Raw genomic sequence first — 21,843 nt, 5'->3', positions numbered from 1 at the left:
GTTGCACACGCAAGGATCGCGTTCAGAGTACGAAACGCGGGTGTGAGTGGCGGCGATCTCAGAGTGTGGACCAGCCCTTTCCAGCACCTAAGATAGGCGACGTGCTCCGGATCCGCCGTGAACTCGTCGACGAGATCGTCGCCCATGCCCGTCGTGACCATCCCGACGAGGCGTGCGGGGTGATCGCCGGTCCCGAGGGATCGGACAGCCCCGAGCGGTACATCCCCATGTTGAACGCGGCGCGCTCGCCGACGTTCTACGAATTCGACTCGGGTGATCTGCTCAAGCTCTACCGCGAGATGGACGCCAACGACGAGGTGCCCGTCGTCATCTACCACTCGCACACCGCGACTGACGCCTATCCGTCCCGAACCGATGTCTCGTACGCCTCGGAACCCGACGCGCACTACGTGCTCGTTTCCACCAAGGACCCCGATTCGCACCAGTTCCGGTCGTACCGGATCGTGGACGGGGAGATCACCGAGGAGCCCGTCGAGATCATCGGCTGAACCCGGGCCTGGGAATAACCCGGCCCGAACAGAACGTCTGCGTAGCAGAGAACCCACCGGAGGTAGAAAACCATGGCCGTGACCGTGTCCATCCCGACCATCCTGCGTACGCACACCGACGGCGAGAAGTCCGTCGAGGCGACCGGCAAGACCGTGCTCGAGGTGATCGACGACATCGAGTCCCGCCACGGCGGCCTCAAGGCCCGCCTGGTCAAGGAAGAGAAGCTGCACCGCTTCGTCAACGTCTACGTCAACGACGAGGACGTCCGTTTCTCTGGCGGGCTCGAGGCCGAGGTCAAGGACGGCGACACCCTGACCATCCTGCCCGCCGTGGCCGGTGGCTGATCGATGGCTCGCTTCGAGTCGCTGCTCGACGCGCTCGGCGGCACGCCGCTGGTCGGCCTTCCCCGGCTTTCGCCCACCCATGACGTGCGGTTGTGGGCGAAGCTGGAGGACCGCAACCCGACCGGTTCGATCAAGGACCGCCCCGCGCTGGCGATGATCGAGGCCGCCGAACGCGAAGGCACGCTCCGGCGCGGCTCCACGATCCTGGAGCCGACGTCGGGCAACACCGGGATCGCGCTCGCGATGGCCGCGAAGCTCAAGGGCTACGGCCTGGTGTGCGTGATGCCGGAGAACACCTCGACCGAGCGCAAGCAGCTGCTGCAGGCGTACGGCGCGCGGATCGTCTTCTCCCCGGCCGCCGGCGGGTCCAACGAGGCCGTGCGCCGGGCGAAGGAACTGGCCGAGGCCAACCCGGACTGGGTGATGCTCTACCAGTACGGCAACCCGGCCAACGCCGACGCGCACTACCGCGGCACCGGGCCCGAACTGCTCAAGGACCTGCCGACCCTGACGCATTTCGTCGGCGGTCTCGGCACCACCGGCACCCTGGTCGGTGTCGGGCGCTACCTGCACGAGGTGAAGCCGGACGTGCAGATCATCGCGGCCGAACCACGCTACGGCGAGCTGGTGTACGGCCTGCGGAACCTCGACGAGGGCTTCGTGCCGGAGCTCTACGACGCGAGCGTGCTCAATGGCCGGTACTCCGTCGGCGCGTACGACGCGCTTCGCCGGACCCGCGAGCTGCTGGAGCACGAAGGCATCTTCGCGGGGATCTCGACGGGTGCCGTGCTGCACGCGGCGCTGGCCGTCGCAGAGAAGGCCGCCGCCGCGGGGAAGCCCGCCGATGTGGCCTTCGTGGTCGCTGACGCGGGGTGGAAGTACCTCTCGACGGGCGCGTACTCCGGCTCGCTCGACGAAGCGGCCGAAAGGCTCGACGGGCAGCTCTGGGCCTGATCCGCGTCACCCTGGCCTCGTGAGTGGTAAGGACGGTTAGGGCTAAGGGTGTCTCAGGCACCTATTGAATGTGGCGGCATTGGTCGTGAGTCCGTGAAGGCCTCCTTCCCTACCCTGAAGGTAGGGAAGGAGGCCTTCACGGACTACGCGATCGCCCACCCGCAGCCCCAGCAGCCCAGCAACACCAGCAGCCCCAGCAACACCAGCAGTCACAGCGGCGCCGCGTGAAGGCCCCCTTCCCTCGGCTCAGCCGAGGAAACTCGACCTGCACCCCTTCCCGAGTACAGGAAGGGGTGCAGGGGCGAGCAAGGGTGGCGGTGGCGTGGTGGGGCATGTCTCGTGAGTGGTAAGGACGGCTAGAGCCAACGGTGTCTTGCGTACCTACCGGAGGTGACTGCCGGTCGATCGCGGGTCCGTGAAGGCCTCCTTCCCTACGCTCAAGGTAGGGAAGGAGGCCTTCACGGACACCAGAACGCCGGCAACGGCACGTTCAGGCTGGTCCAGGTCCCCTCGTGAGTGGTAAGGACGGTTAGAACCGTCCTTACCACTCACGAGACCCAGCGCAAGGGCGACGCTGGCACGATGGCGGGTATGAAGGTCATCGGGTTGCTGGGCGGGATGAGCTGGGAATCGTCGGCCGAGTACTACCGGCTGGTCAACGAACGCGTCCGCGAGCTGCGCGGCGGGTATCACTCCGCGCGCACCGTGTTGTACTCCGTGGACTTCGCCGAGATCGAAGCGATGCAGGCCGAAGGTCGCTGGGACGACGCCGGGCGGGAACTGAACCGCGCCGCCCTCGCGCTCGAAGCCGCCGGAGCGGACTTCGTCGTCCTCTGCACCAACACGATGCACAAGGTCGCCGACCAGCTCGTCGACGGCCTGGGCGTGCCGCTCCTGCACCTCGCCGACACCACGGCGACCGCGATCAAGGCCGCGGGCGTCGGGCGTGTCGGGCTCCTGGGCACCGGTTTCACCATGGCCCAGCCGTTCTACCGCGAACGCCTCGCCGCGCACGGCCTCGACGTGCTCGTGCCCGGCGAAGAGGACCGCAAGACGGTGCACGGGGTCATCTACGACGAACTCGTCCACGGCGTCGTCACCGAAGACTCCCGTGAGCGGTACCGCGACGTCATCGCGAGGCTCGTCGAGGAGGGCGCGGAGGGCGTCATCTACGGCTGCACGGAGATCGAGCTGCTCGTCGGCCCTGAGGACAGCCCGGTGCCCACCTTCCCCACCACCAGGCTGCATGCCGAAGCGGCCGTGGACTACGCGCTGGGCAAGGCCTCACTCCCTCCCGCGGTGTGACGTTCGTGCTGGGCGACGGCCTGCCGCCACAGCCTGTCCTGTTCCTCACCGGTGAAACCGCCGCGCGGCACGCCGAAGACGTCCTCGATCGCCGCCCACCACTCGGCCGGTGATTCCAGCACGGTCTTGCCGCCCGGCAGACCGCTCAAGGTCAGCGCGCGCAGCGAATCCACTCCCTCCGCGTCGCGCCGCTGCACCACCAGCGTGCGGACGAAACCGGAATCCTCGGACGTGGACAGCTCGACGTGCTTCTCGGCGAAGTCGGCCATCACGGCCGCCTCCGGCGCGAAATCCATCCCGACGAAACTGCCCTGCGGATCGTGATCGAGCCGCCAGCCGCCGGGAGTGACCTCCGAGGGCCGTATACGGAACACCAGCGGCCCCTGTTTGTACTCGCCCTCACGCAGCGGGAGCGGCTCGTGGACGCCGTCACCGAGCCCGACGTCGACCAGCCAGCCGGCGTCGGGTTCCTCCGGCAGCCCGGTCACCGTCAGCGCCAGATGGTTGAGGTGGATCCCGGACCGCGCGCCCGCCATCTGTGCCCCGCTCGGATGGCGGGTGACCTGGTAGCCGAGCGCCCGCAGCAGTGCCGAGAAGGCGCCGTTGAGGTGATAGCAGTAGCCGCCGCGGCCGGCGGCGATCCGGCCGAACGACACCGCCGGGTCCAGGGACGTCACCCGGCCCAGCTGGACCTCGAAATCCTCGTATGGCACCCGCTCCACATGGGCCGCGTGCAGCCGGAAGAGCGCGTCGCGGCTCGGCGGCTCGTGCTCGAGGCCGAGTCGCGCGAGGTAGGCGGGCACGTCGACGTGCTCGGAAGAAGGAATCCCCATGTGATCGACCGTAACGGCACCCACCGACAAATCAGGGTTCTCACGGAGGCGATCTCGCCGTTCGCCGTCGTAGCCTGTGGAGGTGACCACTTTGCCTCCCCTGCCGGCCCCGGCGAGCGAGCCGTCCGGTACGGATCCGGCCAAACGCGTCCTGCCGCCGAACCCGAGGGCCGCGGCGATCGTCGCACTGGCCTTCACCGTGCTGCTCTACCTGGTCGAGCTGGTCGACGTCGTGCTGCCCGCCGACCTCGACCAGGGCGGCATCCTCGCCCGTGACCTCTCCGGGCTTGACGGCGTGCTCTGGGCGCCGTTGCTGCACGCGGGCTGGGGGCATCTGTTCTCCAACACCGTCCCGGTGCTGGTGTTCGCCTTCCTCGCGATGTCCGCGGGCATCGGCCGGTGGGTGCTGGTCACCGCGATCATCTGGGTGCTCTCCGGCGTCGGAGTCTGGCTGATCTCGCCGGGCGGCACGGTGACCGTCGGAGCGTCCGGCGTCGCCTTCGGCTGGCTCGCGTTCCTGCTGGTCCGAGGCATTTTCAACCGCGCTGTCGGGCAGATCCTGGTGGCCGTGGTGCTGCTCGGCATCTGGAGCGGGATGCTCTGGGGACTGCTGCCGGGTGATCCGAACGTCTCGTGGCAAGGCCACCTGTTCGGTGCGCTGTCCGGGGTCTTCGCGGCCTGGTTGATGGCGCGGGTGGACAGGTCCCAAGCCAGGAAAGCGACCGGTCCCGGTAGCCTCGCCGTGTGACCAAGCCGAGCGCCGACGCCCCCATCGGCGTCTTCGATTCCGGAGTGGGCGGGCTCACCGTCGCCAGGGCGATCCTGGAACAGCTGCCCGGTGAGCAGTTGCGCTACGTCGGCGACACCGCCCGCAACCCGTACGGTCCGCTACCCATCGCCACCGCGCGCCAGTACGCGCTGGAAGCGCTGGACGACATCGTCGAAGGCGGGGTGAAGGCACTGGTCATCGCCTGCAACACCGCCTCCGCCGCCTGCCTTCGCGACGCGAGGGAGCGCTACGACGTCCCTGTGATCGAGGTCGTCCTCCCGGCCGCGCGCCGGGCCGTGTCCGCGACGCGCTCCGGCCGCATCGGCGTGATCGGCACCGAGGGCACCGTGCGGTCGCGCGCCTATGACGACGCCTTCACCGCCGCGCAGGATGTCGAGATCACCAGCGTCGCGTGCCCGCGGTTCGTGGACTTCGTCGAACGCGGGATCACCACCGGGCGCCAGGTGCTCGGGCTCGCACAGGGCTATCTCGAACCACTGCTGGACGCGCAGGTCGACACGCTGGTCATGGGCTGCACGCACTACCCGTTGCTGTCCGGGGTGCTGCAGATCGTCATGGGCCAGGACGTCACGCTGGTGTCCAGCGCCGAGGAGACCGCGCGTGACCTCGTGCGCGTCCTCACCGAGGCCGACCTCCTCGCCGAGCGCGACACCCCGCCGCGGCACGAGTTCGTCGCCACCGGATCCGCCGAGCCGTTCACCAGACTCGCTCAGCGGTTCATGGGCTTCGCTCCGGGTGTGCTGGCTCCCACCAGCGCCTAAATCGCCGATTCCGTGCTTAAGGTGTCACAGTGCGTCTCACGATCCTCGGCTGCTCCGGCAGCATCCCCGGGCCCAACGCCGCCGCGTCCGGCTACCTGATCGAGGCGGACGGGTTCGTCCTGGGGCTCGAACTCGGCAACGGGACGCTCGCCAGGCTTCAGGCGCTGCGCGACCCGTTCGAACTGGACGCGCTGATCCTGTCGCACCTGCACCCCGATCACTGCGCCGACGTCAGCGCGCTCACCGTGCTGCGGCGCTACCACCCCGCGCTGCCGTACCCGGCTAGGCCGCGGCGGCTGCCGGTGTACGGGCCGTCGGACGTGCGGGAGCGGCTCACCTACGCGTACGCGGCGAACGAGGACGAGCGGGCGACCACCGATCTCTCGGACGTCTTCGCCTTCGACGTCCTGCGGGCCGAGCCCATGAAGATCGGGCCGTTCGAGGTCACCGCGGTCCCGGTCGACCATCCGACCCCGGCCTTCGGCCTGCGGTTCGCGCACGGCGGCAAGACCCTCGCCTACACCGGGGACACCGGCGTCTGCGACACCCTGGCCGATCTCGCGGGCGGCGTCGACGTCCTGCTGTCCGAAGCGTCGTGGACCGACTCGCCCGACCGGCCCGCCGGCGTCCACCTGTCCGGCAAGGAAGCGGGGGAGCTGGGACGCAAGGCCGGGGTCGGGCGGCTGCTGCTCACCCACGTCGCGCCCTGGACCGACCGCGACGCGGTCCTCGCCGAGGCGGCCGTCGCGTTCCCCGCGGCCGAGCTGGTCGAGCAGGGCGCCGTCTACGACCTCTGACGCGGGGTTCTAGAGTGGCTGCCGTGGCGAGAAAAGACGGCAGGAACGACGACCAGCTTCGCGACATCAAGATCACCCGTGGCTTCCAGCGGTGGCCCGCGGGTTCGGTGTTGATCGAATTCGGCGACACCCGGGTGCTGTGCGCGGCGAGCGTCACCGAAGGCGTCCCCCGCTGGCGGGCCGGTTCCGGCCTCGGCTGGGTCACCGCCGAGTACGCGATGCTGCCGTCGGCGACCAACACCCGCAGCGACCGCGAATCCATCAAGGGCCGCGTCGGCGGCCGCACCCACGAGATCTCCCGGCTGATCGGCCGGTCCCTGCGCGCCTGCATCGACCTGGCGGCGCTGGGGGAGAACACGATCGTCATCGACTGCGACGTCATCCAGGCCGACGGCGGCACCCGCACGGCCGCGGTGACCGGCGGCTACGTCGCGCTCGCCGACGCTGTCACCTGGCTCGGCGCGGCTGGCCGCCTCGCCGACCCGCAGCCCCTTTCGTCTTCGGTGGCCGCGGTGAGCGTCGGCGTCGTCGACGGCCGGGTGCGCCTCGACCTGCCCTACGAAGAGGACTCGCGCGCGGAGGTCGACATGAACGTCGTCGCCACCGACACGGGCACCCTGATCGAGGTGCAGGGCACCGGCGAGGGGGCCACCTTCGCGCGGTCCACTTTGGACACCATGCTGGACGTGGCGCTCGCGGGCTGCGAGGAGCTGACCCGGTTGCAGACCGAGGCGCTCGCGTTGCCGTACCCCGGCGAACTGCCCGAGCCGCGTCCGGACAAGAAGAAGGGCGCGAAGTGACCAAGCTGCTCCTCGCCACCCGCAACGCGAAGAAGCTCGGCGAACTCCGGCGCATCCTGGTCGCCGAAGGGATCGAGGGCGTCGAGGTCATCGGCCTCGCCGACGTCCCCGAGTTCCCCGAAGCACCCGAAACCGCTCCGGACTTCGAAGGCAACGCGCTCGCGAAGGCCCAGGACGCGGCCGCCGCGACCGGTCTTCCGGCCATCGCCGACGATTCGGGCATCACCGTCGACGCGCTCAACGGCATGCCGGGCGTGCTCTCGGCACGCTGGTCGGGAAAGCACGGCGACGACGAGGCGAACCTCGATCTCGTGCTGGCACAGCTGTCCGACACCCCCGACGAGCGCATGGGCGCCGCCTTCGTCTGCGCGGCCGCGCTCGTCGTCCCCGGTGGTGACGAAACCGTGGTGCGCGGGGAATGGCGCGGCTCGCTGATCCGGGAACGTCGTGGTGCCAACGGATTCGGGTACGACCCGATCTTCGTGCCCGAGGGTGAGACTCGGACTTCCGCGGAGCTGGAACCGTCCGAAAAGGACGAAGCTTCGCACCGGGGGAAGGCGTTGCGGGCGTTGGTGGGGGAGCTGCGGAAGCTGGCCGGCTGACCGTCAGAGGATCTTCACGCTGGGGCCGAGTTCGTCGAGTCCGATTATGCGGGATTCCGGCCATGCGGTGAGAGTGATGTCGAGATCCGCCAGTGGTCGAACGTCCACAGTGTCCCCCTCGGCGCCGGCGTAGATCAAGATGTTCTTCAGCGTGGGATGCGAAGCGAGTTGGCCGAGATCGTTCAGTTTGCACGACCAGAGACCGAGCGTAGTCAATGGAAGGTCGGCCAGCGGAGTCAAATCCGTCAGGTTGAAGGAGGATGCCCAGAGGTACGTCAGGCACGGAAAGGTCTCGGCGATCAACTGTGCGGTTATTCCGGTCTTCAATCCGCTGAACAGTCTCAGGCTGGCGATTCCGGGCATCGGCGGTGTGGTGGTCAGCGCACGCCGCGAACACTGCCACAGAGCGAGTCTGGCCAGTGAGGTTATTGAGGTGAGAGCCTCGAGGCTGGTGACCGACTGAAGGTGATCAAGCGACAGACTCCGTACTTGTGTCAGACGGCCGAGTGTTTCCAAGCCGCGCCAGGGCGAAGACCGGAAGAGGGTCAGCTCTTCGAGTCCTGCCAGGGCTTTCAGAGCTTGGATACCGGTGTACTTCTTGGCAAAGTGCAGGCTCACAGCTGTCAGCGCCGGATGGTTGGCGAGCGGGGTCAAGTCCACAGTGGCGTCTTCGTAGAAGTCCAGGTCGAGTACCCGAAGAGCGGGCACACCCGAGAGCAGGTTGAGATCGGGCAGTTCTTCAGAACGGGGGAGGCTGACGGACAAGGCGTCGAGATGGCGAAGCCGTCCCGTGTATGGCACCAGCCTGCCGACATTGACTTCGAACTTGCCGTTCTGCAAAGGGGAATCGGCCAGCACTTCATCGGCGAAGCGTTCCGGGTCGAAGTATTGCCAAGCCTCACTGAGCTGATGTTGGACCTTCTCCCGGCTGTCCTGAGCGTAGCTGCGCAGAAGCGGCAGAGCGTCGTCGTCCGCGGTGAGCGTGGCCGCCCGGACGGTCGCGGCGGCGGCCGGTTCACTGAGCCCGTCGGTGGTTTCCGGTAGGTAGCGCAAAAGCCGGGATCCCACAGACGCGAGTGATGAAGTTTCGCGAACGTCTCGTGGCGGGACGAGGTGCTCCCGGATGACCCGTTCGACCCGTTCGATCACGGCCGGATCGACATTGCTGACCGTCTCCAGGCAGGCAGCCGCGAGCAGACGCAAGCGACGGGTGTGCTGCTGTTCCGCGTCGGCACGGTCGAGGATCTCGGTCAGCAGCTTGTCGGCCTGATGGTGTTTGGCGTGACCGCAGGCCATGATCACGGTCTCTCGCCAGGTGTCCCGATGCGCGTTCGCGATCAGAGTGTCCAGATAACGCGCCTCGGTGGCTTCGCTCGCGGCGAGGAACTCCTGGAAGGTCCGGTGCACGAAGTCCACCCGGCCGCTCACCGGCTCCCGCAGCACACCGCTGCGTTCGAGGAGATGGTTCAGTACTTCTTCGGCGCCGTGGTCGACGTGCGGAATCCAGCGCAGCCGATAGGCGATGTGCTCCAGGACTTCGTCCTTCGGCAGTTCGACCTTGCCACTGGAAGTGAGCCGCCAGGCGAGATGCCCGAGAAGGATCTGTTTCTGCTGCTCGGTGAGCAGGACGGTGATGCTGCGCGCGGTGTCGCGCAGGTGCAGCAGCATCGACAACGCCTTGCGGTACAGGTCCATCCGGTCACGCGGCAGTTCCGAACGGTGCGCCCAGTTCAACGCGCACAGCATCGAGCAGAGCAGCGGGCTCGACGCCAGCGTGCGCAGATGCGGGCGGTTGTTCAGCTGATTCAGCAGCCGCCGCCGGGCATCGTCGAGTTCCTCTTCTGGGCGTACGGAAACCGCGGCCTCGTGCCATTTGTCGACGAGCGCGTGGATGTCGGTCGCGCTCATCGGTTCCAGCAGAACGGAACCGAAGCCTTCCTGGTACAGCCACCGCTGGTCGGCCGCCGCGCTCCGGGAAGTGACGACGAAACGTGCTTCAGGGTAGGTCAGCCCGAGTTCGTGGAGCCAGTCCTTGACCTTGCGGCGGCGGGGAGGTTCGACCTCGTCGACGCCGTCGACCAGGATCATCGCCTTGCCGCTTCGCAGCACACGGTCCGCCCAGTTCGCGGGCGCCCGTCCGGCGAGCGTGGCGGCGGCGTGAGCCACGAAGTGTTCGGCGCCGGGGAGATCGCCGGAGGCGAAGCTCCGCAGCCGGATCGGGAACGGGACGAATCCGTTCCACGACGACAGTTTCCCGGTGAACCGGCCGCCCGCCGCACTGATCGCGAGCCAGTTCAGCAGAGTGGTCTTGCCGGAACCCGCTTCGCCTCGGACCAGTGTCCGATGCTCCTCACCGATCGCGCTTTCCGCCCGCATGGTCGTCCCGTCGCGGCGGGCGGGGTGTTTCTCGAACCAGTCTTTCGGCCGGTCGTCGCCGCGCGAGCTTTCCGAAGACACGGAAAGGCTGAGGTAAGCGACCGTCAGCGGCAATGTCGGCTGGTCGTCTTTGGTCAGCCCGAGCAGGTCGAGCCTGTCCAGTTTCCGGGAGAGCAGGCTCAGGTACTCCGCCCTGAACTCCGCGTCGTGGTCGGTTCCCGCGGGAGCGGTGAGGCTCGTCTTCGGGATCCGCGCGAGGAGTTGGTCCAGCTGGTCCGATTGTCGGGTCAGCCGTCCCAAGATCTCGGCGAGCGTCGTCGGCTGGAACGATGGCAGGTGCCGCACCACCATCACCAGGTGGCGGCAAGACTGATCCAGTACCAGCTCGTACAGATCCGCCGCCCGCCCGGCGAGCAGGGCCGAGCGAGCGGGAAACTGTTCGCGGACGCGCCGGGCCAGGAGTTCCGGGTCGGCGTCGTCCGCCAGGAGGGCTTCATCGGAGAGATCGACCTTGCCGAGCGTGTCCTCGACCGCGAGGAACGCCGCGGCGATCTCGTTCTCGGGCAGCGTCGAGAACCGTGCGACGAGGACCGGTTTCAGCTCTTCGGCCACTTGGAGGCCGATCGTCTCCACCAGATTCTCGAGCTTGCGTTTTTCCAGCGGCCCTTTGAGTTCGTCCGCCGCCAGTTCGGCGAGGCTGGACTCGCGTTCGGTCTTCTTCCGCCGTCGTTGCAGCCACGACTTCGCCGCGTGCGTGGCGATACTGCCGCCCAGTTTGAGTGCGGGTCCCTCCAGCCCCGTCATCGTCAGGACGCCAGGGAGAGGTCCCGCAGCAGCTTCGCGACGTGGCCGGTCGCGCGCACGTTGTACTGCGCCACGGCGATCTTGCCCTCGGGGTCGACGACGAACGTCGAGCGGATGACGCCTTCGTAGACCCTGCCGTAGTTCTTCTTCTCGCCGAAGGCGCTGTACGCCTTGAGGACGGTCTTCTCCGTGTCGGACAGCAGCGGGAAGGTCAGCCCCTCCGCCTCGACGAACTTCGCGAGCTTCGCGGGCTTGTCGGGCGAGATGCCGAGCACCTGGTAGCCGGCGTCGTTTAGTTGCGCGAGGCTGTCCCGGAAGTCGCATGCCTGCTTCGTGCAGCCCGGCGTGCCGGCGTTCGGGTAGAAGTACACGACGACCGAATTGCCGCGGAAGTCGCTGAGCTTGACGTCGTTGCCCTCACTGTCGGGGAGGGTGAAGTCGGGCGCTTTGTCGCCGGGGGAAAGTCGCTGCTCGGTCATGACGCACACGGTAGCGAATCGGCGGCGTCAGACCTTTCCGCAGTACTTCGCGGCGACAGGCTCCGAAGGGCTGGGCCGCACCTGAAGGCGCAGCCTCACCGGCCTGTCCGGAACGGCGAAGGCGAGGTTGAGCTGGACCGACCGGCCGGGCGCCACGTCCTTGCCCGCGTCCGCGATGCCGTTGTACCCCTGCACGGGGTCGACGACCTGTTTGACCGCGGCGGTCTCTCCGTCGACCTCGCCCGTGACGGACAGGCCGGAGAGCCGGTAGGTGCCCTCGCCCGCGTTCGTCACCTCGATGCCGAAGGCCACCGCGCGCGGGCTCTGCGGGTACGCGGACGCGCTGGGACGGAACGCTTTCGGCGCGGAAACGGAGATCGTGACCCCGGTCGCGAACCGGTGCGGGGCGCCGAAGGCGAGGTCGCCTTCCGCGTGCGTCGCGGCCAGGCCCTGCGCCGGAGTGTCCGCGCCGAGTACGGCGGCCCCTTTTTCCGGTGCCGGAACCCCGCACGCGGCCGCCAGCAGCAACGAGCAGGCGGCGATCAAGAGCTTCGGGGTGCGCGGGGGCGCCATGTGGGGTTACTCCAGTCGGCGGTGCGGGTGGGCCGTTCGAGGTAGGTATTAGTGCCGAAGAGTCCAGAGTGACGGTCTTCCGGAGCCGAGAGGAGCGGCGAGGCCGGGTTGACGCGCACCTGGTGTACAGCCGTGGCCGATCCGTGACCGGAAGGACACGACTAGTGACAGTCGTCACCTCGGTGGCACATCGCCGAGGGGTCAGACGGCGAAGGCGAAGAACAGGATGAAGATCGCCAGTCCGGACACCCAAGCCACGATCAGCCAGCCGAAATCGCGCATCGGATCGACCGCCCGGCTTTCTTCGCCCGGGACGTAGACGCCGCGCTCTTCGAACCAGTCGGCCCATCGGGTCAGCCAGCGAATGGGGCTTCGAGACGCCATGTCGTCACAGTACGGGTATGGATGAGCCGCGTCAGCCAGGGAGGGCCCGCCCAAAAGGGCGAATCGGGGCATACCAGCTATCGCCCACTAGGCCCTTTTGTCCAACTGGTTCACCCGTCAGGCTGTAACAATGGCGCTGGGAATAGATATCTACAGTCGCTTTCAATCCGTTACCAATTGGCAGGCTGTCAAGGATCACGGCGTGACCTTCGTCTTCGTCAAGCTCACCGACGGCGGTGGCCTGCCGAACGGCGGGCGCAACACCGGCGACGCGCTGGTGGCGGGCGCGAGATCCGTGGGAATCCCGGTGGGCGGCTATCACTACGCTCAGGCGAGCCCCTCGCCCGAGGCGCAGGCCGACGTGTTCATCGCGGAGGTCCGGCGGCTCGGGGCGACCGGCTGCGTCCCGATGCTCGACCTAGAGGACAACCCGCCGGGTTCGGGGGCACCGAACATCCCCGACGGGCGCAAGCGCGACTTCTCGATCAGGTTCTGCGACCGCGTGGCGGGACACGGGTTCCGCCCCGGGATCTACATGAACAACTCACTCGCCAAGATGCTGCGCCCCGACCAGTTCGGCGTACGGGACCTCGTCATCTGGATCGCGCGCTACGGCGCCAGACCCGATGCCGCGGCGGGCCGCTACGACGTGCACCAGTACTCGGACGCCGGTCAGATCCCCGGCATCCGCGCGAGCAGTGTCGACCTCAACGAGTCCTACACGAACGCCCACTTGACCGGCGGCGGCGCCGCCCCGAAACGGAAGGCGACGACAGAACTCATGGAACGCAGGACCATTCCCGCCAGCAAAGACACCACGTCGGTGCGGCTGCTGCTTTCGGGCAGCGAAACGGCCGCGATCATCGTGCGGCCGCGTATCGACGGCGACGGCATCTCCGAAGCGCCCGTGTGGCAGGGCAACATCTACGCCTGGGGCAGCGACAAGGTCGGTGTCGGCGGGAATCCCACGCAGATACCCGGATTCGACCCGAAGACCGCTTCGCACCGGCGCTACCACCTGCCGGGCGCGGTCTGGGCCGACTTCGAGTACAGCTCGGCCGTGGACTTCGAGATCGACATCGTCGGCTGAGCCCGGAAGTCCGTGAAGGCCTCCTTCACTACCTTGAGGGTAGGGAAGGAGGCCTTCACGGACTTCCGGCCGCCCTCACTGATCCGCGCTCATGGCCTCCCGATCCGACGCCGGGAGCCAGTGCCGCTCCGGATCGAAGGGCCGGTAAGCGGAGCGGACGTGCTCGATCAGCAGCCGCAGCGTGGGGTGCCGGTTCTCGTGCCGCCACAGCAGGGAGAACGGGTACACCGGCGTCGGGTCGACGAGCGGGATCTGGACGACGTCCGGATGCCAGGGCACGTGCATCTTCGCGCCGACGAAACCCAGCCTGTCCTTCGACTCGCTCAGCACCTCGATGTGGTGTTCGAGCCCGAAGTTCGGGCCGTCGGTGTCGACCAGGATGCCGAACTCCGGGCACAGTTCCTGCCAGAACTCCGCCCATTCGCTGGCCCGTGCGTTGTAGGGCATCCACGCCGTCAGGCCGTCGAGTTCCGCCATCGCGACCCGGCGCCGACGTGCGAGCGGATGCCGCCGTCCGACCAACAGGTTCGCCGGTTCCAGGTAGGCGGGCGTGCGGCCGATCCCCGGGGACGGCACGGTGCTGACGCGGGCGAAGGCGGCATCGACGGACTCGGGCAGCAGGGACCGGCGCAGCGCGCCCAGCCCGGGCGTGACGAGCTCCAGTTCGTCGTCGTGGTCGGCGTGGAAGGCCCGGATGACCTCCATGGTCGCCAGCCGCGTGCCGAGGACGTCGACGCGCAGCGCCCGCCGCCTGCCGTGGAGGCGCTCGACGGCCTGGTCCGCGAGGCTGATCAACGTACGGGCGTGCTTGAGGAACTCCTCACCGTCTTCGGTCGGCTCGGCCCCGCCGCGCGTCCGCGACAGCAGTCGTACGCCGAGATCCGACTCGAGTTTCGCGACGCGTTTGGAGATCGCCTGCTGGCTGACCTCCAGCCGGATCGCCGCCTCGCCGAAGTACCGGTCATCGGCCACCGCGACGAACGCGCGCACCGCGCCCAGGTCCAGCTCCATTGTGCACTCCCTACAACTTCTGGTTGTCGCTGGTCGCGTGTCGCTTGTTGGACAACACCGGCGACGCTTGGGTCCAATCGCCGCGTCGGACCGGAATCGTACAACCGTGGGGAGTGGCCGGTGGACTCCTTCGTGCACCTGCACGTTCATACCGAGTACTCGATGCTCGACGGCGCGGCCAAGATCGCGCCCCTGTTCGCGGAGGCCCAGCGGCTCGGCATGCCCGCGGTGGGCATGACCGACCACGGGAACATGTACGGCGCGGACGAGTTCTACCGGCAGTCCGTCCAGGCGGGGCTCAAACCGGTGATCGGCATCGAGGCCTACGTCGCGCCCGAGTCCCGTTTCCACAGGAAACCGGTGTTCTGGGGACGGCGTGGCGACGGCGGCGACGTCTCCGGTGGTGGCGCCTACACGCATATGACCATGCTTGCGGAGAACGCGACCGGGTTGCGGAACCTGTTCAAGCTGTCCTCGCTGGCCAGCCTGGAGGGCTACTACCGCAAACCCCGGATGGACCGGGAACTCCTCGCCCGGCATCACGAAGGCGTCATCGCCACCACTGGATGCCCGTCCGGCGAGGTGCAGACCAGGCTCCGGCTCGGGCAGCCCGGCGAGGCGATCCAGGCGGCGTCGGACTACCGCGACATCTTCGGCGCGGACGACTTCTTCCTCGAGTTGATGGACCACGGGCTCCCGATCGAGCGGTCCGTGCGGGACGGGCTGCTGGACATCGGGCGCAGACTCGGGCTGAAACCCTTGGCCACCAACGATTCGCATTACGTCACGCGGGGTCAGGCGTCCGCGCATTCGGCGTTGCTGTGCGTCCAGTCCGGCAAGACCCTCGACGATCCCGGCCGGTTCAAGTTCGACGGCGACGGCTACTACCTCAAATCCGCGGAGGAGATGCGGGAGTACTGGGACACGGAAGTGCCGGGAGCGGCGGATTCCACGCTGCTCATCGCCGAACGGATCCAGCCCTACGACGACGTCTACCGGCACGTCGACCGCATGCCGGTCTTCGAGGTTCCCGACGGACACGACGAGGAGTCCTGGCTGCGCGAGGAGGTCGCGGCCGGGCTTCGCCGCCGTCTGCCGGACGGTGTCCCGGAGGCGTACCTCGCCCGCGCCGACTTCGAGATCGGTGTGATCGCCGACAAGGGTTTCCCGGCGTACTTCCTGATCACCGCCGACCTGATGAACCACGCCCGCCGCGTCGGGATCCGGGTCGGGCCCGGCCGCGGTTCGGCGGCGGGCTCGCTCGTGGCGTACGCGCTCGGCATCACCAATCTGGACCCGATCGACCTCGGGCTGCTCTTCGAGCGGTTCCTCAATCCCGAGCGGGTCTCCATGCCGGATATCGACATGGACTTCGACGACCGGCGTCGCGGCGAGATGATCAGGTACGCCACCGAAAAGTACGGTGCCGAGCACGTCGCCCAGGTGATCACCTTCGGCGCCATCAAGACGAAGGCGGCCATCAAGGACTCCGCTCGTGTCCACTATGGACAGAGTGGGTATGCGATCGCGGACCGGATCTCCAAAGCGCTCCCGCCGCCCGTCGCGGCGAAGGACATCCCGCTCGCCGGGATCGTCGAGCCGGACCACGAGCGGTACGCCGAGGCGGCGGAGGTCCGCGCGCTGCTGGAAGGCGACGGCGAGGCGGCCAAGATCTTCGAGACCGCGCGCGGGCTCGAAGGCCTGATCCGCAACGCCGGCGTCCACGCCTGCGCCGTCATCATGTCGAGTGAACCGCTGCTCGACGCGATCCCGTTGTGGCGGCGGGACGACGGCGCGGTCATCACCGGCTGGGACTACCCGTCGTGCGAGGCCATCGGCCTGCTGAAGATGGACTTCCTCGGCCTGCGGAACCTCACCGTCATCGGCGACGCGCTCGACAACATCAAGGCCAATCGCGGCGAGGAGATCGATCTCGACACGCTCGGCGTCGACGATCCGGCGACCTACGAACTGCTCGCCCGCGGCGACAGTCTCGGCGTCTTCCAGCTCGACGGCGGCGCGATGCGGGATCTGCTGCGCAGGCTGAGGCCGACCGGTTTCGGCGACATCATCGCGGTGAACGCGTTGTACCGGCCGGGTCCGATCGCGATGAACACGCACAACAACTACGCGGACCGCAAGAACGGCAGGCAGCCGATCGAGTCGATCCATCCCGAACTGGCCGGGCCGCTGCGCGAGATCCTGGCCGAGACGCACGGCCTGATCGTGTACCAGGAACAGATCATGCGGATCGCGCGTGACGTCGCGGGATATTCCATGGGCCGGGCCGACGTGCTGCGCAAGGCGATGGGCAAGAAGAAGAAAGAGGTACTGGAGAAGGAGTTCGAGGGTTTCCGCGATGGCATGGTCGCCAACGGCTTCTCGCGCGAGGCCGTGCAGGCACTCTGGGACGCGATCCTGCCGTTCGCCGGCTACGCGTTCAACAAGTCCCACGCCGCCGGCTACGGCCTGGTCGGCTACTGGACCGCTCATCTGAAGGCGAACTACCCGGCCGAGTACATGGCGGGGTTGCTGACTTCGGTGGGGGACAACAAGGACAAGTCGGCGGTCTACCTGTCGGAATGCCGTCGGCTGGGGATCAAGGTGCTGCCGCCGGACGTCAACGAATCGGGGCTCCGGTTCTCCGCGGTGGGGGGCGCGATCCGGTTCGGGCTGGGCGCGGTGCGCAACGTCGGCGCGAACGTCGTCGACTCGATCATCAGGACCCGGCGGGAGAAGGGGAAGTACGCGTCGTTCACCGACTTCCTCGACAAGTCGGAACTGGTGGCCTGCAACAAACGCGTCATCGAATCCCTGGCCAAGGCCGGCGCGTTCGACTCGCTGGGGCATACGCGGCTCTCGATCCAGCGGGTGCACGAGGACGCGGTGGACGCCGTGGTGCCGTTGAAGCGCAAGCAGGCGATGGGCCAGTTCGACCTCTTCGGCCCGGGCGAGGAGAGCGACGAGGGCACCTCGCCGCTCGCGCACCTCAAGCTCGGCGTCGAGGAGTGGCCGCGTAAGGAACTGCTCGCGCACGAACGGGAAATGCTCGGCCTGTACGTGTCCGCGCATCCGCTCGACGGGGCGGAACGCGTGCTGCGCGGTCACGCGCCCCGGCCGATCGCGGCGATCCTCGACAACCCGCCGCGCGAGGGGGAACTGGTCGTCGCCGGGCTCATCACGTCGCTGGAGCGGCGGGTGAACAAGAAGGGCGAGCCGTGGGCGATCTGCACGATCGAGGACCTCGACGCGGCGCTCGAAGTGCTGTTCTTTCCCAAGGCGTATGCGCTGTTCGCGGCGGATCTCGCCGAGGACAACGCCGTCCGCGTCAGCGGGCGGGTGAACTGGCGGGAGGACAAGATGTCCGTGTTCGGCGGCGGTCTCGTGCCGCTCGATCTTTCCGCGGCGGAGGATGGGGAACCGCCGCTGACCCTGCACGCGACCGCCCAGCGACTGACCGAGGACGCGGTCCTCGAACTGAAGCGGACTTTGCTGGCGCACAAAGGACGAACACCGGTCCGGGTGAAACTCTCCGAGACGGTGTACGCCCTCGACGACTACCCGGTCGCCGTCAGTTCGATGCTCCTTGGCGAGCTGAAGTCCATCCCCGGCATCACACCGAGCTGCGCCGCAGCAACCTGAGCTGTCCGATCTCCGACACGTTCTTCATCAGTTCGGAGTTCACCCAGGCGACTGTGTGGGCGAAGGTCAGCCCGGCCTCCTCGCCCCACGGATAGGCGGAGGGCGCGTCGAGATCGGCGTCGGTCAAGCGATCCAAGACGGCCAGCCATTCTTCGTGAAGCCCGCGCAGCCATTCGACGGTGGATTCTTCACCGGGCCAGGTGATCTCCTCGCGCTCGCGCGGAGTCCGCCCGTTCGCGTGATCCAGCGTGACACTCCACCACCAGCCGATATGCCAGGTGAGCCAGGCGATCGTGGGGACCGGGATGGGGTCGGGTTCGGTGTCGGCCCAGTCGGGAGTGCCGTCCGGCCGGATCGTCCAGCAAAGCGCCGACGGCTCCCAACGGAAGTCCGCCGGTTCGAGGTCGGCGAGGTGGTATTCGAACAACGACCAGGTCAGATCGAACTGCCAGCGCGACAGTTCGGTACGCGATGCGGACACCCGCGGGATCCTTCCTCCGGGACAGGGCGGCCGCAACCGGTTTACCGTGCGGGCATGACTACTCATGTCGCGCGGCTGAACGGCCGGACGGCGACCGCCGAAGAGCTGGCGCAGCTCGCCTTCGCCGGTTTCGCGCACTTCACGGCCATGCAGGTGCGTGACGGCCGCGTGCGCGGTCTCGACCTGCATTTGGACCGGCTCCGGACCGCCTCGCTGGAGCTGTTCGGCGACGCCCTGCCCGACGACCGGATCCGTTCGTACGTGCGCGAGGCGCTGGAGCCCGGCCCAGCCGATGTCTCCCTCACCGTGACGATCCACCAGCCCGGGGAGCTCGAAGTCCTGGTGCGCACCCGGCCGCCGGCGTCCGGTCCGGCGGGGCCGCTGGCGCTGACGGCCGTCGGCCACGAGCGCGTCCTCCCGTCCATCAAGCACACCGGCGAGATGGCGAAGACGTACTTCCGGCGGCAGGCCATCGGCGAAGGGTTCGACGACGCGGCGTTCGTCGACCGCCGGGGAAGGCTGAGCGAGGCGACGATCTGGAACCTCGCGTTCTGGGACGGCGATACGGTGGTGTGGCCCGACGCCGGCCTGCTACGGGGAACGACGATGGGCATCGTCCAGCGGCGGCTGGGCGCACTCGGCGTGCCGCAACGGGTCCAGGAGGTCACGATCGCCGGCCTGCCGGCGCTCGCGGGCGCGGTGGTCATGAACTCGTGGACGCCGGGGATCGCGGTGCGCCGGATCGGCGCGGCGCCGCTGCCCTCCGCCCCGGCGTTCGTCGCGGCACTGCACCAGGCTTACGAATCCGAACCTCTCACGCGACCTTGAAGGGAAGACGCCGATGAAGATCCTCGTGGTCGGTGCCACCGGGACGATCGGGACCGCGGTCACCGAAGCGCTCACCGCGCGCGGCCACACCGTGCTCCCCGCGTCCCGCTCCAGTGAGATCAAGGTGGACGTCGAGCAGCCCGCCACGTTCGACGCGCTCTTCGGCGCCGAGCCGGGGATCGAGCACGTCGTGTGCTGTGCGGGGAGCGGCTCGCTGGTGCCGGTCGACGACGGCACCGACGAAGAGTTCACCCAAGGGCTGCAAGGAAAACTGCTCGGGCAGGTGTTCCTGCTGCGGCGCGCGATCCCGCGTCTGCCGGACGGCGGCTCGATCACCTTGACCGCAGGCCGGATCCCGGAGACGTTGCGTGGCAGCGCTTTCGGCGTCCTGACCAACGCCGGTCTCGAAGCGTTCGTCGCCGCGGCTGCGCGCGAACTGCCGCGCGACCTCCGGGTCAACGCCGTCAGTCCCGGCTGGGTGAGCGAAACCCTCGCCGCACTCGGCGAACAGGATGGCGGCACCCCGGCGGCCGACGTCGCGCGGAGCTACGTCGAGGCCGTGGAGAACGGGGACCTCACCGGACGCACGTTGGTGCCGTAAGTCGCTTGACCCCGCTGCCACAGTGGACAGTCGTGACGATCCATGACAAGGACAGACAGGAATTCCTCCGGCTGGCCGGGCTCGCGACGCCGATGGCGCTGCGGGTCGCCGTGACCTTGGGACTACCGGACCGGTTGTCCGAGCACGGCGCGGCCGTCGACGAGCTGGCGGCGGAGCTGGGCCAATCTCCGCTCGCCCTCGGCCTGTTGCTCGGACATCTCGCGACCCTCGGCGTCGTCGAGGCGACTCCGACCGGCTACCGCACCACCGACTACGGAGCGAAACTCCGCGCCGACGCCGGGAACGGTCTGGCCGGGCTCCTGGACATGAACGCCGCCGGCGGGCGGGGCGAGCTGGCGTTCATCGAACTCGCGCACAGCGTAGCCACCGGCCAGGCGGGGTACGTCCGCCGCTACGGCAAGGACTTCTGGACCGATCTCGCCGAGCAGCCCCAGCTCCGGGAGACGTTCGACCGGCAGATGACCCAGCGGTTCCTGACGCAGGTGCCGAGGCTCGTCTCCGGGTTCGACTGGTCACGGTTCGGCACGCTCGTCGACGTCGGCGGAGGCCACGGCAGCCTGCTGGCCGCGATCCTGAAGGCCAACCCCTCGATGCGCGGCCATCTCGTCGACCTCGCGCCGACCGCCGCGGCCGCGGAACAGGAACTGCTCGCGCAGGGCCTCGAAGACCGCGTCGAGGTCACCGCGGGCAGCTTCTTCGACCCGCTCCCGGCCGGCGCGGACGCCTACCTGCTCTCCGACATCCTCCACGACTGGGACGACGAGCACGCCCAGCACATCCTGGCCCGCTGTGCCGAGGCGGCCGAGCCCGGAGGCCGGGTCCTCGTCATCGAGGCGGTCGGCGGGATCGGGGCGCAGACCGAGTGGGACCTGGTGATGCTCGTGCTCTACGGCGGCCGCGAGCGGCGCCTCGACGAACTTCGCGAGCTCGCCGCCGCGCACGGACTGGTCTTCGACTCCATCACCACGCTGACCGAGGAGCGAAGTCTGCTGGAGTTCCATCGCGAAGATATTCCTTGACAAGAATATTCGAATGAGTGAATACTTCTGGGCATGGAGCCGATCGCAGCAGCACTGGGAGACGGGGCGAGGCGGCGCATCGTCGAGCTTCTCGCCGAGCGGCCCCGGTCCGTCGGTGAGCTCGCCGAGCTGACCGGCCTGCGGCAGCCGCAGACCACCAAGCACCTGCAGACCCTCGCCCGCGCCGGCCTCGTGACGGTTTTCCCGCTGGGCCAGCGTCGGGTCTATGCGGCCGAAGCGGGCCCGCTGAAGGAATTCGAAGGGCGGCTGCGGGCGCTGATCGCGACCATCGAGGCGAACGAGGGCGAGCGAGATGTCCTCACGCGCTATCAGGACGCGATCTCCGCGGACGCCGTCTCCGCGAAGCAGGACCGGTGGGCGGACGGGCGGGCGTTCTCGTTCGACCGTCTGCTCGCCGCTTCGCCGGACGCAGTCTGGCGGCATTGGACCGAGCCCGCGCTGCTCGCGTCCTGGTGGGCGCCGCCTTCGATGACCGTCACCGACTGCGTCATCGAGCCGCGGGCCGGGGGCCGGGCCGTGCTCGACTACCGCGACGCGGAAGGGCGATACCGCTCCGCGGGCGAGGTCCGCGCCGCGACCGAACCCGAACACCTCGAATTCGACCTCTCGGTACTGGACGCCAAGGGGGACGTCTTCTTCACCGGTCACTACGACCTGAAGTTCACCGAGGCGCCGGGCGGGACCCGGCTCCGGCTCGATCTGCGCATCACCGAAACGACCGTCGAGGCGGTCCCCTTCATCGCCGGGATCGAAACCGGCTGGGGTCAGGTGCTCGACAACCTCGCAGCTCGGCTCACTCACGAAAAGGACTGAACGA

At 68.3% G+C, this 21,843-nt stretch carries 22 protein-coding genes; 15 read left to right on the top strand and 7 right to left on the bottom strand.

Features of this window, described 5'->3' with window-relative positions; translation table 11 throughout:
* The first annotated feature begins 101 nt into the window (after positions 1-101).
* From AC069H_RS08430 to AC069H_RS08415, 4 genes are all read left to right on the top strand, one after another.
* Complete coding sequence (locus AC069H_RS08430) at positions 102-509, top strand: M67 family metallopeptidase (RefSeq protein ID WP_007028263.1); 408 nt, start codon at positions 102-104, stop codon at positions 507-509.
* Positions 510-581: 72 nt separating this feature from the next.
* Positions 582-854 carry a MoaD/ThiS family protein gene (locus AC069H_RS08425; RefSeq protein ID WP_340683701.1) on the top strand — a complete coding sequence of 91 codons (273 nt, stop codon included), beginning with the start codon at positions 582-584 and terminating at the stop codon, positions 852-854.
* Between the two features lie 3 nt (positions 855-857).
* Positions 858-1,808 (top strand): PLP-dependent cysteine synthase family protein, encoded by a 951-nt coding sequence (locus tag AC069H_RS08420; RefSeq protein ID WP_340683700.1) that lies wholly within the window; start codon positions 858-860, stop codon positions 1,806-1,808.
* Between the two features lie 591 nt (positions 1,809-2,399).
* Positions 2,400-3,113 (top strand): aspartate/glutamate racemase family protein, encoded by a 714-nt coding sequence (locus tag AC069H_RS08415; RefSeq protein WP_478231946.1) that lies wholly within the window; start codon positions 2,400-2,402, stop codon positions 3,111-3,113.
* Here AC069H_RS08415 and AC069H_RS08410 read toward each other — a convergent pair.
* A complete protein-coding gene (locus AC069H_RS08410; protein WP_478231799.1) occupies positions 3,074-3,946 on the bottom strand; it encodes an arylamine N-acetyltransferase family protein in 873 nt (290 codons plus the stop codon). The two genes, AC069H_RS08415 and AC069H_RS08410, sit on opposite strands and share 40 nt — an antisense overlap.
* Positions 3,947-4,028: 82 nt before the next feature.
* Between AC069H_RS08410 and AC069H_RS08405 the strand changes: the two genes are divergently transcribed.
* From AC069H_RS08405 to rdgB, 5 genes are read left to right on the top strand one after another with little or no spacing between them, the layout of a single operon-like run.
* The gene (locus AC069H_RS08405; RefSeq protein ID WP_478228619.1) at positions 4,029-4,694 is read left to right on the top strand and encodes a rhomboid family intramembrane serine protease; all 666 of its coding nucleotides are present in this window, start codon (positions 4,029-4,031) and stop codon (positions 4,692-4,694) included.
* Positions 4,691-5,497, top strand: coding sequence for a glutamate racemase (murI, locus tag AC069H_RS08400; protein WP_340683698.1), 807 nt, complete (start codon positions 4,691-4,693; stop codon positions 5,495-5,497). Before AC069H_RS08405 ends, murI begins: the two co-directional genes overlap by 4 nt.
* Positions 5,498-5,526: 29 nt before the next feature.
* Positions 5,527-6,294 (top strand): MBL fold metallo-hydrolase, encoded by a 768-nt coding sequence (locus AC069H_RS08395; protein WP_478231798.1) that lies wholly within the window; start codon positions 5,527-5,529, stop codon positions 6,292-6,294.
* 23 nt (positions 6,295-6,317) lie between these two features.
* On the top strand, positions 6,318-7,094 hold the full coding sequence (gene rph / locus AC069H_RS08390; protein ID WP_125673747.1) for a ribonuclease PH: 777 nt from the start codon (positions 6,318-6,320) through the stop codon (positions 7,092-7,094).
* Positions 7,091-7,696, top strand: coding sequence for an RdgB/HAM1 family non-canonical purine NTP pyrophosphatase (rdgB, locus tag AC069H_RS08385; protein WP_125734467.1), 606 nt, complete (start codon positions 7,091-7,093; stop codon positions 7,694-7,696). The genes rph and rdgB overlap by 4 nt, the downstream gene beginning before the upstream one ends.
* A 3-nt stretch (positions 7,697-7,699) precedes the next feature.
* On the opposite strand, the gene AC069H_RS08380 is transcribed toward rdgB, so the two are convergent.
* From AC069H_RS08380 to AC069H_RS08365, 4 genes are all read right to left on the bottom strand, one after another.
* Complete coding sequence (locus tag AC069H_RS08380; protein ID WP_478231797.1) at positions 7,700-10,876, bottom strand: NACHT domain-containing protein; 3,177 nt, start codon at positions 10,874-10,876, stop codon at positions 7,700-7,702.
* 2 nt (positions 10,877-10,878) lie between these two features.
* Entirely contained in the window at positions 10,879-11,355 is a 477-nt protein-coding gene (bcp, locus tag AC069H_RS08375; RefSeq protein ID WP_478228623.1) for a thioredoxin-dependent thiol peroxidase, read from the bottom strand.
* Between the two features lie 27 nt (positions 11,356-11,382).
* On the bottom strand, positions 11,383-11,928 hold the full coding sequence (locus AC069H_RS08370; RefSeq protein ID WP_340683692.1) for a hypothetical protein: 546 nt from the start codon (positions 11,926-11,928) through the stop codon (positions 11,383-11,385).
* A 201-nt stretch (positions 11,929-12,129) separates the two neighbouring features.
* On the bottom strand, positions 12,130-12,312 hold the full coding sequence (locus AC069H_RS08365; protein ID WP_034308775.1) for a hypothetical protein: 183 nt from the start codon (positions 12,310-12,312) through the stop codon (positions 12,130-12,132).
* Between the two features lie 130 nt (positions 12,313-12,442).
* On the opposite strand from AC069H_RS08365, the gene AC069H_RS08360 reads away from it, so the two are divergent.
* Positions 12,443-13,402, top strand: a complete 960-nt coding sequence (locus AC069H_RS08360; RefSeq protein WP_478231796.1) for a glycoside hydrolase family 25 protein — start codon at positions 12,443-12,445, stop codon at positions 13,400-13,402.
* 75 nt (positions 13,403-13,477) lie between these two features.
* On the opposite strand, the gene AC069H_RS08355 is transcribed toward AC069H_RS08360, so the two are convergent.
* Positions 13,478-14,413 (bottom strand): LysR family transcriptional regulator, encoded by a 936-nt coding sequence (locus AC069H_RS08355; protein ID WP_478231795.1) that lies wholly within the window; start codon positions 14,411-14,413, stop codon positions 13,478-13,480.
* Positions 14,414-14,533: 120 nt separating this feature from the next.
* On the opposite strand from AC069H_RS08355, the gene dnaE reads away from it, so the two are divergent.
* Positions 14,534-18,055: a DNA polymerase III subunit alpha gene (gene dnaE / locus AC069H_RS08350; RefSeq protein ID WP_478231794.1), complete on the top strand. Its 3,522-nt coding sequence runs from the start codon at positions 14,534-14,536 to the stop codon at positions 18,053-18,055.
* Here dnaE and AC069H_RS08345 read toward each other — a convergent pair.
* Positions 18,027-18,536, bottom strand: a complete 510-nt coding sequence (locus AC069H_RS08345) for a DinB family protein (protein ID WP_478231793.1) — start codon at positions 18,534-18,536, stop codon at positions 18,027-18,029. The genes dnaE and AC069H_RS08345 overlap by 29 nt on opposite strands.
* 54 nt (positions 18,537-18,590) lie before the next feature.
* On the opposite strand from AC069H_RS08345, the gene AC069H_RS08340 reads away from it, so the two are divergent.
* From AC069H_RS08340 to AC069H_RS08325, 4 genes are read left to right on the top strand one after another with little or no spacing between them, the layout of a single operon-like run.
* The gene (locus AC069H_RS08340; RefSeq protein ID WP_478228629.1) at positions 18,591-19,364 is read left to right on the top strand and encodes an aminotransferase class IV family protein; all 774 of its coding nucleotides are present in this window, start codon (positions 18,591-18,593) and stop codon (positions 19,362-19,364) included.
* A gap of 13 nt (positions 19,365-19,377) precedes the next feature.
* Positions 19,378-19,965, top strand: a complete 588-nt coding sequence (locus AC069H_RS08335; protein WP_478228630.1) for a short chain dehydrogenase — start codon at positions 19,378-19,380, stop codon at positions 19,963-19,965.
* A gap of 32 nt (positions 19,966-19,997) precedes the next feature.
* A complete protein-coding gene (locus AC069H_RS08330) occupies positions 19,998-21,005 on the top strand; it encodes a methyltransferase (RefSeq protein ID WP_478231792.1) in 1,008 nt (335 codons plus the stop codon).
* 33 nt (positions 21,006-21,038) lie between these two features.
* Positions 21,039-21,839, top strand: coding sequence for a metalloregulator ArsR/SmtB family transcription factor (locus AC069H_RS08325; RefSeq protein ID WP_478231791.1), 801 nt, complete (start codon positions 21,039-21,041; stop codon positions 21,837-21,839).
* Positions 21,840-21,843: the final 4 nt, after the last annotated feature.

Source organism: Amycolatopsis sp. NPDC043887, assembly GCF_056435665.1.
The sequence above is the reverse complement of the archived record's forward strand: the minus strand, read 5'-3'. Positions and strand labels throughout refer to the sequence as shown.

Bases quoted from the DNA above. Each gene is read 5' to 3' on its own strand.
- AC069H_RS08425 (WP_340683701.1), top strand. From the start codon at position 582: ATGGCCGTGACCGTGTCCATCCCGACCATCCTGCGTACGCACACCGAC.
- AC069H_RS08420 (WP_340683700.1), top strand. From the start codon at position 858: ATGGCTCGCTTCGAGTCGCTGCTCGACGCGCTCGGCGGCACGCCGCTG.
- AC069H_RS08415 (WP_478231946.1), top strand. From the start codon at position 2,400: ATGAAGGTCATCGGGTTGCTGGGCGGGATGAGCTGGGAATCGTCGGCC.
- AC069H_RS08410 (WP_478231799.1), bottom strand. From the start codon at position 3,946: ATGGGGATTCCTTCTTCCGAGCACGTCGACGTGCCCGCCTACCTCGCG.
- AC069H_RS08380 (WP_478231797.1), bottom strand. From the start codon at position 10,876: ATGACGGGGCTGGAGGGACCCGCACTCAAACTGGGCGGCAGTATCGCC.
- bcp (WP_478228623.1), bottom strand. From the start codon at position 11,355: ATGACCGAGCAGCGACTTTCCCCCGGCGACAAAGCGCCCGACTTCACC.
- AC069H_RS08370 (WP_340683692.1), bottom strand. From the start codon at position 11,928: ATGGCGCCCCCGCGCACCCCGAAGCTCTTGATCGCCGCCTGCTCGTTG.
- AC069H_RS08365 (WP_034308775.1), bottom strand. From the start codon at position 12,312: ATGGCGTCTCGAAGCCCCATTCGCTGGCTGACCCGATGGGCCGACTGG.
- AC069H_RS08360 (WP_478231796.1), top strand. From the start codon at position 12,443: ATGGCGCTGGGAATAGATATCTACAGTCGCTTTCAATCCGTTACCAAT.
- AC069H_RS08355 (WP_478231795.1), bottom strand. From the start codon at position 14,413: ATGGAGCTGGACCTGGGCGCGGTGCGCGCGTTCGTCGCGGTGGCCGAT.
- AC069H_RS08340 (WP_478228629.1), top strand. From the start codon at position 18,591: ATGACTACTCATGTCGCGCGGCTGAACGGCCGGACGGCGACCGCCGAA.
- AC069H_RS08335 (WP_478228630.1), top strand. From the start codon at position 19,378: ATGAAGATCCTCGTGGTCGGTGCCACCGGGACGATCGGGACCGCGGTC.
- AC069H_RS08325 (WP_478231791.1), top strand. From the start codon at position 21,039: ATGGAGCCGATCGCAGCAGCACTGGGAGACGGGGCGAGGCGGCGCATC.